Consider the following 14,824-nt stretch of genomic DNA (forward strand, 5'->3'; position numbering starts at 1 on the left):
ATTCAAGTGCTAAGCCCCAAGCCCGAATAATTGGGAGCAATGTCGCCAAATACGCATTAATCATAAAGGCGGGCATAGACTGAAGATGGAGGTTCCAATGCCGCCCCAAGCGGCGCGGCCGCTGACCGAAAGGCAGCAGGCCGTGATGGAAAGAATAGATCGAAGAATGCCGATCAAGGTGATCGCGCAGGAACTCGGCGTATCTGAAACCCGGATCAACCAGCACATCCGGGCCCTTAAGGACATCTTCAAGGCGGAAAGCCTCGGCGAACTCGTGGAAGAGTATCGCGCCACCCTTCCTGAAGAAGGTCAGGGCGAAGCATCTGAAAACACTAAGGGAAATTCCTCTACAGGTTCTTCAGTCAAGGGCTTAACCGAACCTGTATACAGCAAAAATCAGGTCCACGGACACACTCTGGCCGGAATAGATGGCAGCCGGGTCGACCAGGGCGAACTCGTGATGAGCGATGTTCTCCCGCTGATCGAACAGGCGCCCTGGCTGCGTCCTGGCGAACCGAAGGTCGTCCCCGGGGTGCTCGACGGCGAACATGCCGTCCTGTTTCGTCTTGCTGCCATAATCGGGATCGCTTTCGGCATTTTGGCTGCGGTGGTTCTGACGGTTACGGCGGCGGTCGCAATCAGCGAGGCGATGGACGGAAGAGCGCGCGTCCCCGTGGAACAAGTCTAACCCGCCGAGCGAGCGGCGGTGGGTCAGGAGTTATTCAATGACCGACCGTATCACCAACGATGCCTACAACCTCAAGAAACTCATTCGCGAGTCGGAAGCACTCGCCGATGAATCCATGATCGCTTTTGCCCGTCTGAAGCAGGCCATCCTTTCAGCGCGCCAGAACCCGGCAATCGAGGTTCACGCCGGGCAGAAGGCCCTGATGCGCCTGAACCAAGCTGAGGCCGAAGCCATGGCAATGTCCACGAGCCTCCTTCGGGTTCATGAAGAACTGAGCAAGATTGCGCGTGAAAAGATGGGCGGCGATGGAAACGTGCCTACCGAAATCCCTGCCGAAGCAATGGAAAAGGCGGAGATGGGCAAACAGGTCGCGGTGAGGGCGGAGTAACCAAAGACTCTCCATGCTTGAGTTGATTGTAGAGTATCGCGACGACGCGCAGCACATCGCCAGCATCCTTTTGGGGCTGGCGATGTGGCGCTGGGGCGGGGCCCCCGAGAAGATCGTGGCGCTCACTTTCGTGGTGCTCTTCACTCTGCCGAATATGATCACCGGCTTTGTGTCCGGTGGAGCCTTGCTGTTTATCGAAGGTGGGACATTCTACGCGGGCATAGACGTAGTGGCCGCGGTGATCTTCGTCGCGGTCGCGTTGAACGCCAACAGGAATTACACGCTCTGGATTGCCGGGTTTCAACTTGTCGCGACATTCTCCCACGCAGTCAGGTTCATGGTCGACGTGGTTTCTCCGCTGGCTCACGCGATGATGGTGATAGGTCCTTCCTACTTCCAGTTGATCCTGATGACGGCTGGACTCGTGCGTCACATCCGACGTGAAAAACGCCACGGCAGCTACCGCGACTGGCGGATTACCCCAAAGCAACCATGGGATCTTGTTGAGCCCGGCGGTGGCCCGAAAGGAGGTATATGATCCAGTCTCTTGAAAGACGAGTTGCCGTCCACCCGCGTTTCGCGGGACAGCAGGCGGGCGGAATGCTGGCATATCTACGTCGCTCGATGCTGCGCGAAGGCGAAACCTGCGAACGCTTCCACGCCATCTTCCTCAATGCGCGGCAGGCCTACCTGGCCGACACTGCGATGGGGGTGGGTGGCCATGCTGTGCTCTCGCTGCGCATGCGTGACTTGTTCGGCAAGGCGCTTGCCGTCGGTGCCAGCGGGCTGATTGTCGCGCACAATCATCCCTCGGGCGATTGCCGTCCGAGCCGCACCGACATCGACGCGACCCGCCGGCTCAAGGACGTCGCCACCGCGCTCGACATCGAGCTCATCGATCACCTCATTCTCACGGAGAACGCCGCCTATTCGATGCGCGCCGGGGGAGATCTGTGAATTCGAACGCTGTCCGCACGGCGTTTCCGGATGGCGATATTCTGATACCCCGCTTCCGCGACGCTGGCGCGGTTATGCTCGACCTGTTTTACCGCGACGGTCGGGTCGACGATCGCTGGCTTGGTCTTCATCCTCGCGAATTCGAATTGCTGTGGCGGCTGGCCGAAGAACCCGGGCAGCGGATGACCAAGCCGGAGCTTCTGGCCGATGTCTGGCGGATCCATTTCGAACCCGAAACCAACAGCCTCGCGGTCCACGTCGCACGGGTGAGGGCCAAGCTCGAACCCTTCGGCCTTGCCCACCTTCTCGCGACCCATCCCGATGGCGGATACCTGCTCGACGTCCCGCCCGAGCCAAGCGCCTTGATGTTCGCGCAACGGGGCGACGGCTAGTCGTCAAGGCCCCATGCAGGCTGGACTTGCGCGGACGAGTCGGCCATTTCTTCTCGCGACACGGCAACTCACTCAGCAAGGAAAGCCACATGGCCCAACCCGCAACCATGCCCGCCAACGATCGCGTCTCGATCGAGCTCGGGGACGACGGCGTTGCACAGGTTCGCCTGACCCGCAGCGACAAGATGAATGCACTCGATCCGGACATGTTTGCGCGGATTATCGAGGCTGGCAGCGTGCTGCGCCGGATGAAGGGCCTTCGCGCCGTGGTGCTTTCGGGCGAGGGGCGCGCCTTTTGCGCCGGGCTCGATACGTCGAGCTTCGCCCGCCAGCCGAGCCCCGACGAACCCGAGCTGACCGAGCGGACTTACGGCAATTCGAACAAGTTCCAGCAGGTCGCGATGCAGTGGCGCAAGCTGGAAGTGCCGGTGATCGCCGCAGTGCACGGCATCTGCTTCGGCGGCGGGCTCCAGATTGCGAGCGGCGCCGATATCCGCATCGTCCATCCCGAGACCCGGATGTCGATCATGGAGCTCAAATGGGGCCTTGTGCCGGATATGGGCGGTTACGCACTCTGGCGCGGCCTGGTGCGCGACGACGTCCTGCGCGAGCTGGTCTACACCAATCGCGAATTCACCGGCGAGGAGGCGCAGGGCCTCGGCTTTGCAACCCATGTCGACGAGGATCCGCTCGCCCGTGCGACGCTGATCGCGGGCGAGATCGCCAATCGCAACCCGCATGCCATCCGCGCGGCCAAGCGGCTCCAGGCTGGCATGCTCGAACGCGGCACCGACGCGATCCTGCTCGAGGAAAGCATTGAACAGCACGCGATCATGCGGACCCGCAACCAGGTCGAGGCGGTGATGGCAGGAATGGAAAAGCGCAAGCCGACTTTCGAGGACGTTTAGGAGCGGTCCGCTCACGCCGTGGGCCTCGCGCGGGGATGGCGCGCCGCCATTTTCCTACTCGCGGCTGCCACGGTAAGGGGGACGCGGTTCTTTCACATCGTCGAGTCCGTCGCGTAAAAAACCGTTTCGGCAAAGTGTCAACTTCGCCTTTTGCGCATTAATATGATCAAAATTAATGGCTTACGCTTTAAAAGCGTGGCTGACACGGTGTCAACTTCGTCAACCACGCGGCCGCTCGCATGTCAGCCGAAAACGGCGACGCTTTGCAGCCCGTCCAGCACCTGGCGGCCTTCGATGTCCCACATCCGGAGGCGCTCGGAGGAATAACCGGCATCGGCATGCTGGCTGGCGTTTTCGGCAAGGTACCAGCCGCCATCGGATTCGCTGTGCGGGTCGAGCACGTTGAACGACCAGTTGATCGAGCTTATCGGTCCTCTGCGCTGCATGATCCGCATCGCTCCCGGCGGCATGACGTCGCCCATCAGCACCAGCTTGCTGACCGGATCGAGATCGTGCTCTTCGGTCAGCCGCGCCCAGCGGCGCACGGTCGCTCCGCGATCGGCATCCTTCGCCTGCCCGTAGCGCAATTCGAAATTGTTCTGGACGAAGCTCGGACCCTTGCCTTCCATTGCGGTGGCGTTGTCCTGAGGGAGCCCCGGCCACTCGTCGGGGCCCTGCGCGGGATGAACCGCGTTGGGCTCGCGCTCGGCAGCGAACAGCCAGAAGGCGGTCAGCGCCACGCCCTTTTCGTTGCGGATCTCGCTGCGCACTTGCGTGACATTGCGCCCTTGCCGGACGATCTCGGCGGAGAGCTCGATCTCCTCGCCCACCGGCGCCACGAACGCGATTTGCGCAGCGCGCAGTGGCGGCAGGTCGGGAAAAGCGCGCTGCGCCATAGTGAAGGCGACGAGCGCGGATGCGCCGCCATAAAGCGTGCGTCCCTGCATCCACTCCTCTGCGTGGGCGAGACGGGCGGGGCCGGGCTTGCCCGTGACGGGTTCGAGAAGGCTGGCAATAGTCATGACGAAAGGCTCTGCCTCGCGAGCTGCCTCGGGTCCAGACTGACGTTGCGTAAGGTAGCGGATTGGATAGGGCGCGGGCCGGCATTGCTCAGCGATGCGAAAGGCGGATTGCCTTTGTCGCGCCGAATCGCTAGTGCGCGCGCTCCATTTGGTGCAACGCGATCGCACGCACCCGATGGCTCGGCCCGATGGCGGAGTGGTGACGCAGCGGACTGCAAATCCGTATACGCCGGTTCGATTCCGGCTCGGGCCTCCACCTTTGGCGCACATCATGCGCCCGAGTGCCGCTTTAGCTCAGTTGGTAGAGCACATCATTCGTAATGATGGGGTCACGTGTTCGAGTCACGTAAGCGGCACCATTCGCTTATTCCTAACCGATGGCAGCCTCGCCATAATCGCGGTTATCGCGCGCCCGCGCAGGTTGGTCGCTCAGGCGGTGCACCGAGTTCGGCAATCGTGCGGTCCACCTGCCCCGCCGCGTCGCCGAGGTAGCTGCGATAGTCGAGCAAATCGTCGAGGCGCCCTTGCAAGAGAGGATGCAACTCCGGATCAGCGAGCAATTCCTGCCGGAAGGTCGTTCCATCGGCCAGTGATGCTCTGGCCGCCTTTGCTACCAATTCTTCGGCGTGCTCCTTGCCCAGATCGTCCTGCAATTCCAGCACCAGGCGCTGGGCCATGATCATGCCGTCGGTTCGCTCCAGGTTTGCAGCCATGCGCGCTTCATCGACAACCAGCCGAGACAAGAGCGCATTCAGGTCATCGGCGCTATCCATGCTGCGTTTGCTGATTTCTTCGAGAACGCGGTTGGGGCGCGAAGTGTTATCCCGCTCGAACGCGTTGACGATGTCGTCGAGAATAATGGTGGCCTGGGCTGGGACGACACGCCCGAGGTGCATAAGTGCTTCGGATCGGCTCGGATTGCGTTTGTGCGGCATGCTTGAGCTGCTGACCGCGGAGCCCGGACGCTCTTCGTAGACCTCCGCAATATCGGTCATCTGCAGCGTGAAGACCTCCTCTCCGATCCCGGCATTGACCCTTGCGATGATCGCGAGAATTGCCGCGTATTCTCCGAAGACGTCGCGCATTCCGTGCCAGTCGGGTGCAGACACAGGGCCAAGCCCTAGTGCGTCCGCGGTGAGTCGTTCGATCTGTGCCCCCTGGGGACCCAGGCCGAGATGCGTCCCAACCGCACCTCGCATCACGCCCAGAGTTCCAAGGCGACAATAGACGGCATCGAGCCGTTCGATATTGCGCCGGTTGGCCCCGGCCCAGACCGCCACTTTCTTGCCGAAGGTAATGGGGAGCGCATGCTGGCCGAGGGTGCGGCCGATCATCGGGGTATCACGATGTTCGAGCGCCAGCGCGAGCAGCTTCTGTTCGGCTTCGAGCAATTCGGCGCGCTGCAACTCGATCGCGCGGCGGAGCTGCATTATCATCACCGTGTCGTAGATATCGACGGTCGTGGCTCCGAGATGAAGCGCGTCGCTGGCTTCCGGGCTGAGCGACCGCCTCCAGACATTGAGCAGCGCCACCATACGATGGCGCACGCGATCGTATTCGGCCTCCCAATCGTCGATCGGCGCGTATTCGAGTGTCGCGGTTCGGCTGATCTCGTCGGCCGCGTCTTGCGGAATGATACCGAGCTCGGCCTGCGCCTGTGCGAGCGCGGCCTCCACTTTCATAACCAGGCGGTTGGTTTCGGTCTGCGTGAACAGCGCGTCGATGTCGTCGGCTGCATGCGCTTGCGGAGCGACCACAAGCATCAGAACGGCGACGAGGGCAGTCAAGAATCGGATCATCGAAGCTCCTGGGGCCGCGTAAGACGTCCCTTTAAATCAGCCGAAAATAGCGGGGACGAGGTAGATCGAGATTACCGCGAGAACCCCCACGCCGATCAAGTTTAGCACAACGCCAGCGCGCATCATCCGCGGAATCGACACCGCGCCCGAACTGAACACGATGGCGTTGGGCGGCGTGGCGACGGGCAGCATGAAGGCACAACTCGCTGCGAGCGTAACCGGAACCACGAAGATCAACGGGTCCTGCCCAGTCTCTACGGCGACTGCGGCCATAACTGGCAGGAATGTCGCTGTCGTCGCAAGATTGCTGGTCAGTTCGGTGAGGAAAATGACCATCGCAGTGGCTGCGATCACGAGGATCGCGACGTTGATGGCGCCGAGAGGGGCAAGCGACTGGCCGATCCACTCCGTAAGGCCGGAACTCGTCATCGCTCCCGCGAGCGCAAGCCCTCCGCCGAACAGGATCAGGACACCCCAAGGCAGTTTTTTCGTGTCTTCCCAGCCGACCAGCGCTCCCGGCTTGCTGCCCGAAGGGACGAGAAACGCAGCAAGAGCGATGGCCATCGCGACCCCGGAATCGGACAGACCTTGTATTCCGGTGAGATCGGCAATCGGCTCGCGCAGGATCCAGCCCGCCACCAGGATAACGAACAGCAGTCCGACGCGTTTTTCGGCGCTCGTCGCTTTCCCGAGATCGCTGGTAAGATCGCCGAGTTGGCTCCTTGCGTTTTCGTTTGCGCGAAATCTCACCTTGAAGACCAACCGGGTGAGGATCACCCAGGTCAGAGGAAGCATGACGATGGTGACCGGAACACCCACCAGCATCCACCGGCGAAAATCGATTTCGATGCCGTAATTGTCCTGCAAGAAGCCCGACATGAAGGCATTGGGAGGCGTGCCGACCAGCGTTGCAACTCCGCCCAGCGTGGCGCCATAGGCGAGCCCGAGCAAAAGGGCGGTCTCGAAGTCACCGCGCTCCTTTGTCGAAATGTCGGGGATGGTGTCGCGGATGACCACGATTACCGACATCGCGATCGGGAGCAGCATGAGCGCGGTCGAGGTGTTCGAAATCCACATGCTGATCAGGGCACTCGCGAGCATGAAGCCGGCCACGAGCGAGCGTCCGTTCATACCGGCGAAGCGGAAGATCTGGAGCGCCACTCGCCGGTGCAGACCGGATTGTTCGATCGCCAGAGCCATCACGAACCCGCCGAAAAACAGCCATATGATGGGGTGCGCGTAGGACGGAGCGGTCTCGTCGATGGGCATCACGTCCATGAATGGCAGCAGGACCAGAGGCAGGAATGCTGTGACCGCCATCGGCGCGGCCTCGGTCGCCCACCAGATCGCCATCAGGGCGGCCAATGCCGCAGTCCTCGTCCCTTCCGGCGGCAAGCCGGCGGGTTCGAAGAATGCCAGGATGGCGATCGCCACTATCGGCCCGAGCGCCAACCCGATGAGCTGGTGGGTCGCGATTCGAGGCTGTTCGGAAGTCTGGGTGGTGGTCATTCGCCTCGGTCTCGAAAAGAAGCGGGCCCGCCGGAAATGAGTGGCCGGCAGGTCCTCGCGTTCAAGTTGGTTCGCATATTAGCCGCGTCGCGTCAGAATGAAACGCGAACTCCGGCTCTGAATGTCCGCCCGTTGAAGGATGCAAAGTCGGGGAATTGTTCGTCCGGACCTCGCGTTTCATAGGTGGTCGGTCGCCGACCGCCATCGAGCAGGTCGTTGGCCGAGAAGAACATCGTCGCGCGGTTGACACCGGGAATGTCGCGGAACGAGTATTCGATGTCGAGATCGAGGAAGCCGCGCCCCTGCTGGAACTGGCTTAGGCCGAATGTCCCGACCTCTTCCAACTGCCTGCCCTGATAGCGATAGGCCACTGTCGCGTCCCAGTTTCTGTCGCTGTAATTCAGTGCAGCGTTCCCGGTCACCTTGGGCGAGTTGAACAGGTCGAACGTATCGGTGAAGGTATCGCCTGCATTGGCTATGCCCAGCACGACAAGCGCATCGTCCGCCTCGAACACGCCGAGATCGAGATCGATCGAGGTTTCCTGGAGTGTCAGGTTTCCGGAAAAGCTCAGATTGCCGAGCAGACCGGGCAGGTAGGTGAGCGAGTGGAATACACCGATTTCGACACCGTAGACCTCGGCCCGGTTGCCGTTGGATGGCTGGCGAATGTCTACCTGTGCCCCAGGCGTTGACAGGATCGCGTCGATGCCGCCGAGCTGATCGAGCAGTGCGCGGCCGTCATCGCTGAAGGGCGCATTTGCGACTGCGGAGATCGGATCGAACTGCGGCACACCCGAGATTGCGCCTTCGATCGCAAACGAGTTGAAGATGAAATCGTCGATCGTCTTGTAGAACGCCGCGACGGTGAAGGCATTGTCACGGTTGGCATAGAATTCGAAAGACAGGTCGAAATTCTGCGAGAACGCGTTCTTCAGCGCCGGGTTGCCGAGGTCGAAATCGATTTCGACGTTTCGGATGTCTGCCGGGGTCGCGTCCTCGATGGACACGCCATCGGCCAGTTCGATGCTGAAGTTGCCGTCGACTTCGGCGGCCAGAAGGTCGAAAGTCGGGCGTGCGATCGATGTGGTGTAGGACGCACGCAGTTTGATCTCCGGCGTCAGGTCGTAATTGAAAGCGATACGCGGCAGGACCTCGAAGTTGTCGGTCTCCGTAACGTTCTGCACACCGCCCGGCGTTGCCAGTTCGACGACGTCGCCACCGTTCCCGGTATCGAAGAATACGCGCGCATCGAATGTCTGCGGCGCGGAGAAATTCGCCTCGTACTGCTCGATCCGCGCTCCGCCGACAATGCTGAGATCACCGAACCGCAATTTGGCCTGGGCGTAGCCGGTGTAGAAGTCTTCTTCCGCTGTCAGGAGCGTGGTCGAGCGCGGATCGAGACCCGATGCGAAGAAGCCGTCCCGGAACGTCTGGCGAATTTCACGCAGACGGGTCGGGTCGAACAGGACCACACCGTTGAGGCCGATATCGCTGAACGGATTGCCGATGCGGTCGTAGGTCGAGAGAGAGCCGTCGATCAGGCCGAGCTCGCCCATGGCGGTGTTGTTGTCCGGCAGGCTGACTTCGCGATCATCGCCGAGGTACTCGCCATTCGGGCCGAGCTGGTCATCGACATCGGAAATATCGAATTCGAATTGCTCGTATTCCGAGCGCTCGTACTGCACGCCCGCCTTGATGTATTCGATCGCGCTGCCGCCATCGAATTCGTAAGTGGTATCGAACCGAGCGACCCAGCGCTTGTTTTCACGGCTGTCGATGATGCTTTCGTCGAAGTCGTTGATCTCGCCGCACGGATCGCCGTCATCGTCACGGCAGAACGGATCGAGCGCCCGCTGAAACACTCCGAGATCCTTGGGAAGCGGGGCGGCGAACGGCGGGTTCGAGAAGTCCAGCGGGACGAATGTCACCGCGTTGTCGTTCCGGCCACCCGGCACATCGTCGAAATCGTTGGTGAAGTCGATCGACAGGATCGGTTCGTCTTCGAAGGCGCGCGAATACCCGGCGACGTAATCGAATGTCCAGTTTCCGGTCGTCGTCTCACCGCGGAAGAAGTAGCGCTCCTGGATTTCCTTCGAGTCCTCGATCTGGCCTTCGAAGGTGATTTCCGGATCGGGAAACTCGGAGGGGAGGAACCCGCCCATGCCATCCGGTTCGATATCGCCATTGTCCGCATCGAACTCCACATTCGATGTCGTTTGGGTGGTATCGTCACGCGTCCAGCGACCGCCGAGGGTAAAGATCGTCGTATCGGAGGCCTGCCACTGGACCGTTCCCGCAAGACTGTAATTGTCGCGCTCGATCAGATTGTCTTCGAAGTTGATCTGCTCGTTGGTGAAATCGTTCGGGTCGAGAAATCCCTGCGGCACTTTCTCGAGCGGCCCTTCCTCGATGAAGGTGTTGCCGTCGATCGTGATCGCGTTGAGCTGCTCCAGTGTGAAGCTGGCCGGGTTAACGTAGAGGGTATCGAGATAGAGCTTGCGATAGGCGCCGCTGATGTTGAAGGCGAGATTATCGGTAATCTGCTTGGTGAAGCCGCCGGCAAAGCGATAGCCGTAATCATCGACAAATGTGTTGTCGCGAATGTCCGCTTCGAGGAAAGCGCCTTCCCGGCGCTCGAGCGCGCCGCGCGTGCGGATGTTGACGACCCCGCCGATGCCTTCGGTCGCGTGTTCGGGAAGCGGGGCCTTGATCACTTCGATCAGCGAGACGCCGTTAGCGGTTACGATGTCGAGCGCGGTGCGGCGGAATTCGTCGGCGGTGCCGGTGCGGATGCCGTCATAGAGAACCGTGTTGTAGGACGCGTCGAGGCCGCGGATCGAAATGAACTCGCCATCGCCGGTATCGTTTTCGCGCTGGAAGCCAATGCCGGGGATGCGCGCCAAAGCCTCGGCGACGTTCGGATCGGGGAAGCGTCCCGCCTGGTCGGCGGAGAGCACGTCGATTACCGAGTCGGCATTGCGCTTCTCGTCGATCGATTCGATGGCGGAGCCACGCCGACCTTCAACCACGATCTCGCTCTGACCGGTTACGGTCGATGGCGGTTGATTGCCGCTCTCTTGCTCCTGATCCTGCGCCAGCGCCGGAGAGGCGCCGACTGCAGCCATCACAGCAAAAGCTGAGCTGCCGAGCAGCGATTTGCGAATGTTCCTCATGGTACTCTCCCGATCTTGTATTTGGGCCACGAGATAATCGAACCTTGAACACAGTCAACCTTTTTTGTACAGCGTGTTCAAATTTCACGATTGTGAAAGATTCTTGCATTGGTCTTCGGGGCATGCTGATTTGACATTCGCGTAACGGCATGGAGAGCGCATAGAAGTACCATGGCGACATCGAGGCTTCAGACAACGGATCGCGCCGACAAGCGGGAGTTGATTCTGCGAACGGCGGCGCTCCATTTCAACGAGCGAGGCTTTAACGACACGCGCTTGGAAGATGTCGCTGCCGAGTTGGATACAGCGAAAACGAGCATCAGTTATCACTTCAAATCCAAGAAGGCGCTGCTCGAGGCCGCGTATATCGAAACCTGCGATGTCTACACCGGATTGCTCGCCGATGCGTCGCAGGATGCCACTGGTCTGGGGCGGATAATCCGATGGGTCGAACTGCTGGGGGCGACCCACTCGCAGATCCTGGTTGGCAAAGCGGGGCGTATCGCGCTCTTGAACGATATGTTGGCTTTCGAACAGGATGCGGCCGAGGAGATCGCGGCCCGCATCGGAATGCATTTCGCCAAGATCGAAGCCTTCATCAACGAAGGCTGCGCCGATGGATCGATTTCCACACCGGAAGAGCGCGGCAGCGCCTACTTCGTCTGGAACCTAGCGAACTGGATCGAGGGCTGGCTAGCTGCCATGCCGTTTCACCGTCATCAGGCGGCCATATCGGGGCTGGTTCGGCTCGTTTCCCTGGGCCTTGCCACCGACCGGTCGGCAGAACTGGTGACGGGAACCCCGCAATCGGAATCCGACAGCGATACGGCTCTGTTCAATCGCGAAGCCCGTGCAAGACTGAAGCGCGATGCTTTCGAACGCGCAGGAATCCGCAGCTTCAATCGCACGGGCTATTCCAATTTCTCGCTCAACGCGCTGACCTCGGAACTGGGAGCCAGCCGGGGAAGCTTCTATTATTCATTCGAGGACAAGGACGAATTGCTCGAAAAATGTGTCTCGCGTTCGCTCCGGCAGATGTCGCAATCGCTCGATCAGGCCGCCGAAACGCGGCGCAGTGCTATCGAAAAGCTCCAACTGATCTGCACCTCCCTTTACACCGGGCATTTTTCGGATCTCGACCCCTTGCTCAGGCCGTGCCTGTTCGCGTCGCTGTCGCCGGGCAAACAGGCTGTCGCCGAGGCTGAAATGCAGAACATCGCCGCCAAGCTGGCGCGTCTGGTGGCCGAATGTTTCGAGGATGAAAGCGGCTCGTCGCATGGGACGGACAAGCTCGAGCTGGTCTTGCTGGGTAGCCTCCTCAGCATGGCCACATCTCGCCACATTACGCTGCCCGGCGACGGTGGCCGGCTGAAACCTCCCCCGGCAGGCGCATATTTCAGGACGGTGTTCAGGGGGCTTGCTCCGATCGACGAGGAGGATGCGATCACAAGCATTGCAGGGCGCGGATGAAGAGGCAGGGCAACCTCTGAACCTGGTGCTTCCAAGCAGGGATCCTGTCGGTAGACGCTTTGCAGTACGCTTTGCGTTGCCCCACTTGCGTACGGCGCATGGTGATGCCGTCACGCGCAATGCTAGTGGGATGTTTCCGCCTCGCGCATCATCGTCCGCGGGCTCTTGCCCGTCCAACGCCTGAAAGCGCGTGTGAAGGCACTGGGATCGGAAAATCCGGTGAGGTAGGCCGCCTGGTTCACCGAGACCTTGCGTCCCTCGATGTAATCGAGAGCCAGCTTGCAGCGAAGCTCGTCGAGCACCTCTTTGAAAGTCGTGCCTTCCTGTTTCAGCTTGCGGTATAGGGTCTGACGGCTCATCCCCATTTCGGCCGCAATCTTGCCGACCGACGCTTCGCCGCTGTGAAGCTGCGGCATCAGCAGGCTTTGGACCTGTGCCTTGAATGTCGTCTGGGCTTGCAGCGAGGCGAGAAGCCCGTCCGCTTCCCTGGTCAGAATGCCAAACATGTATGAGGGGGTCAGTGCGACCGGATGGGTCAGCCAGCCTTCGTCCAGTTGCATGGCGTTGCGGTAGCTTTCGAACGTGACCGGAGCCTGAAATATCCGATCATACTCGGCGGCGTAGGGAGGCGCGGCGTGGGTGAATTCGATCGAGCGGAGCGCGAGTTCATCCGTGAAGCGCCGCGGCCCGCAAATCAGCCGTGTGAAGGTCACTTCGGTCAATTCCGGGAAGTCGTTCGGGTTGCGGCGATTGTCCACCAGCCAGATCTCGCCATCCTCGCGAACGATTTCGAAGCGTTGCGCGGCGCCCGTATCGATATCCACGACAAGCTGACCGTAGCGATTCAGCTGGATCAAGGCGTCCTGCATGGTCGGAGCAGAACGTGTGATCAATCCCACTAGCGAGAGCTCGGACAGGTCGACTTGCTCGGCATAATGCAATGCGATGGCGGGATTTCCCGACAGTTGCTGCGCCGCCGATACGAGAGCTCGGTAGCGGGCCATTTCGATACGATCGTCATGGTCTGTCAGAGAAGAAGGATGAATCCCCGCTTGCGAGTGGATGCTGTCGCGATCGACGCCTTGCTTGACCGCAAAATCGATCAATCCCTTCGCCACACCGGCTGAAACGGTCGCTTCAGTCACGTGTGCAACCCGGGATCAAGTTTTTGGAACGGACGGTCATGGACGCGAGGTGTATTACCTAGATAGAGCGGTTGGCACAAGTTCTCATCGGTATCTGGAGCGCACGTGGCCATTTCATCCTTCATATTTCTACCCCTGCTGGTTGCTCACATCATCGCCGGAACCGTCGCCATAGTGTCCGGCGCGCTGGCCATGTTCGCACGCAAGGGCAACACCGCCCTGCATACAACCGCAGGCAATTTCTATGTCGTGTCGATGCTGTTCATGGCGGGCTCCGCTTCGGCGCTGACCTGGTGGGAATACGATCCGCTATCCATGCTGAACGGGCTTGTGGTAATGTATCTGGTCGCGACATCGTGGATGGCGGTGCGCCAGCACGGGAAAGGTTGGCGGCGCTATGAATGGGCCATCTTGCCCGTAGGAGCGGCTTGCGTGCTGGCGCTCGGGTATTTTGGTTTCATGGCCACGCAAAGTCCCACTGGCGGGATCGGCGGCTTTTCGCCCGAACCGTACTTTGTTTTCGGGGGGATCGGACTGATGGCGGTCTTGCTCGATCTCAATTATCTGCTGCGCGACAACGTCAATCCGCGCCAGCGCATCGCGCGGCACCTCTGGCGGATGGTCTACGCTTACCTGCTGGCAGCCACCGCACTTTTCCTCGGGCAGCAGGACGACGTGTTCTTCTTCATGGCGGGATCGCAGCTGCTCTTCATACCATCACTGGCGACCCTCGCTTTCCTGGCGTTCTGGATCATCCGGGTGCGCTTCGCGAAGAACTGGCTGCGCCCGATCTGGCCCGTGCGTGCCAAGGCTACCCCCAATACCGAAGTTGGAGCGTGACATGTTAGAAAAGATCTTCCCCAAACAGTTCGACAATCAGTACCGAGGCCATTGGGTGGCATTGGTGCTGCTCTGGATCATCACGGCCTTCAAGACGCTCATGGCGTACAACACAGCGATCAATTCGCGCTATGGCGCGGTCAATGCCGACGGCATTCCGATCGACAGCTATTCTCCGGAAGCAGGCATCATGGTGCTCAATATCTTCGCGAAACTGGGCAACATGCATTTCATCATCGTCGCTCTCAGCCTGTTGGCTCTGATCCGCTATCGTGCGATGGTTCCGCTGATCTACCTGATCCTGGTCTACGAGTATCTTACGCGACGGCTGATCACCATGGTCTGGCTGGATGTGCCCTACATGAGAATAGCGGACGATACGGCAGGTTTGATCGTGCAGTCGCTTTTCCTTGCCATGGTGATCGGGTTCGGCCTTTCGATCTGGTCGCGTGGATCGGACGCCGGTCGGGTCGAGACCGCCGAGGGCTGACGCAGAATCGCGAAGGGGCAATGGCGGAGCGCCTAGCGGACAA

General features: G+C 60.5%; 14 protein-coding genes and 2 tRNA genes. 11 read left to right on the plus strand and 5 right to left on the minus strand.

The features are described 5' to 3' along the window. Nucleotides 1–85 precede the first annotated feature (85 nt). The 6 genes from ACI5KX_RS04085 to ACI5KX_RS04110 all read left to right on the plus strand — a co-directional run bounded on the left by ACI5KX_RS04085 (nt 86) and on the right by ACI5KX_RS04110 (nt 3,333). Complete coding sequence (locus ACI5KX_RS04085; RefSeq protein WP_406809397.1) at nt 86–688, plus strand: LuxR C-terminal-related transcriptional regulator; 603 nt, start codon at nt 86–88, stop codon at nt 686–688. Between the two features lie 37 nt (nt 689–725). Next, nucleotides 726–1,076, plus strand: coding sequence for a hypothetical protein (locus ACI5KX_RS04090; RefSeq protein ID WP_406809398.1), 351 nt, complete (start codon nt 726–728; stop codon nt 1,074–1,076). Nucleotides 1,077–1,089: 13 nt separating this feature from the next. Next, on the plus strand, nt 1,090–1,614 hold the full coding sequence (locus ACI5KX_RS04095) for a hypothetical protein (protein ID WP_406809399.1): 525 nt from the start codon (nt 1,090–1,092) through the stop codon (nt 1,612–1,614). Beyond that, entirely contained in the window at nt 1,611–2,033 is a 423-nt protein-coding gene (locus ACI5KX_RS04100) for a JAB domain-containing protein (RefSeq protein WP_406809400.1), read from the plus strand. Before ACI5KX_RS04095 ends, ACI5KX_RS04100 begins: the two co-directional genes overlap by 4 nt. Then, on the plus strand, nt 2,030–2,425 hold the full coding sequence (locus ACI5KX_RS04105) for a winged helix-turn-helix domain-containing protein (protein ID WP_406809401.1): 396 nt from the start codon (nt 2,030–2,032) through the stop codon (nt 2,423–2,425). The genes ACI5KX_RS04100 and ACI5KX_RS04105 overlap by 4 nt, the downstream gene beginning before the upstream one ends. 89 nt (nt 2,426–2,514) lie before the next feature. Next, nucleotides 2,515–3,333, plus strand: coding sequence for a crotonase/enoyl-CoA hydratase family protein (locus ACI5KX_RS04110; RefSeq protein ID WP_406809402.1), 819 nt, complete (start codon nt 2,515–2,517; stop codon nt 3,331–3,333). A gap of 242 nt (nt 3,334–3,575) precedes the next feature. Here the strand turns inward: ACI5KX_RS04110 and ACI5KX_RS04115 are convergent, their stop codons facing one another. After that, entirely contained in the window at nt 3,576–4,355 is a 780-nt protein-coding gene (locus tag ACI5KX_RS04115; protein ID WP_406809403.1) for an acyl-CoA thioesterase, read from the minus strand. A 182-nt stretch (nt 4,356–4,537) separates the two neighbouring features. Between ACI5KX_RS04115 and ACI5KX_RS04120 the strand changes: the two genes are divergently transcribed. Further along, nucleotides 4,538–4,611: transfer RNA gene (locus ACI5KX_RS04120), tRNA-Cys, on the plus strand. Nucleotides 4,612–4,638: 27 nt separating this feature from the next. Then, a tRNA-Thr gene (locus ACI5KX_RS04125) sits at nt 4,639–4,714 on the plus strand. Nucleotides 4,715–4,756: 42 nt separating this feature from the next. Here ACI5KX_RS04125 and ACI5KX_RS04130 read toward each other — a convergent pair. From ACI5KX_RS04130 to ACI5KX_RS04140, 3 genes are all read right to left on the minus strand, one after another. Further along, nucleotides 4,757–6,154 (minus strand): lyase family protein, encoded by a 1,398-nt coding sequence (locus ACI5KX_RS04130; RefSeq protein ID WP_406809404.1) that lies wholly within the window; start codon nt 6,152–6,154, stop codon nt 4,757–4,759. A gap of 36 nt (nt 6,155–6,190) precedes the next feature. Then, complete coding sequence (locus ACI5KX_RS04135) at nt 6,191–7,663, minus strand: SLC13 family permease (RefSeq protein ID WP_406809405.1); 1,473 nt, start codon at nt 7,661–7,663, stop codon at nt 6,191–6,193. Between the two features lie 92 nt (nt 7,664–7,755). Beyond that, entirely contained in the window at nt 7,756–10,836 is a 3,081-nt protein-coding gene (locus ACI5KX_RS04140) for a TonB-dependent receptor (RefSeq protein WP_406809406.1), read from the minus strand. A 171-nt stretch (nt 10,837–11,007) separates the two neighbouring features. Between ACI5KX_RS04140 and ACI5KX_RS04145 the strand changes: the two genes are divergently transcribed. Beyond that, the gene (locus tag ACI5KX_RS04145) at nt 11,008–12,306 is read left to right on the plus strand and encodes a TetR/AcrR family transcriptional regulator (protein WP_406809407.1); all 1,299 of its coding nucleotides are present in this window, start codon (nt 11,008–11,010) and stop codon (nt 12,304–12,306) included. A 122-nt stretch (nt 12,307–12,428) separates the two neighbouring features. On the opposite strand, the gene ACI5KX_RS04150 is transcribed toward ACI5KX_RS04145, so the two are convergent. Next, complete coding sequence (locus ACI5KX_RS04150; protein ID WP_406809408.1) at nt 12,429–13,451, minus strand: AraC family transcriptional regulator; 1,023 nt, start codon at nt 13,449–13,451, stop codon at nt 12,429–12,431. A 174-nt stretch (nt 13,452–13,625) separates the two neighbouring features. Here ACI5KX_RS04150 and ACI5KX_RS04155 point away from each other — a divergent pair, with 174 nt between their 5' ends. Both ACI5KX_RS04155 and ACI5KX_RS04160 read left to right on the plus strand, forming a co-directional pair. Next, nucleotides 13,626–14,291 carry a hypothetical protein gene (locus ACI5KX_RS04155; protein WP_406809409.1) on the plus strand — a complete coding sequence of 222 codons (666 nt, stop codon included), beginning with the start codon at nt 13,626–13,628 and terminating at the stop codon, nt 14,289–14,291. Nucleotide 14,292: 1 nt separating this feature from the next. Then, a complete protein-coding gene (locus ACI5KX_RS04160) occupies nt 14,293–14,781 on the plus strand; it encodes a hypothetical protein (protein WP_406809410.1) in 489 nt (162 codons plus the stop codon). The last annotated feature ends 43 nt before the right edge of the window (nt 14,782–14,824 follow it).

The organism is Erythrobacter sp. GH1-10 (assembly GCF_045363165.1).
In the GTDB taxonomy this organism is placed as follows: domain Bacteria; phylum Pseudomonadota; class Alphaproteobacteria; order Sphingomonadales; family Sphingomonadaceae; genus Erythrobacter.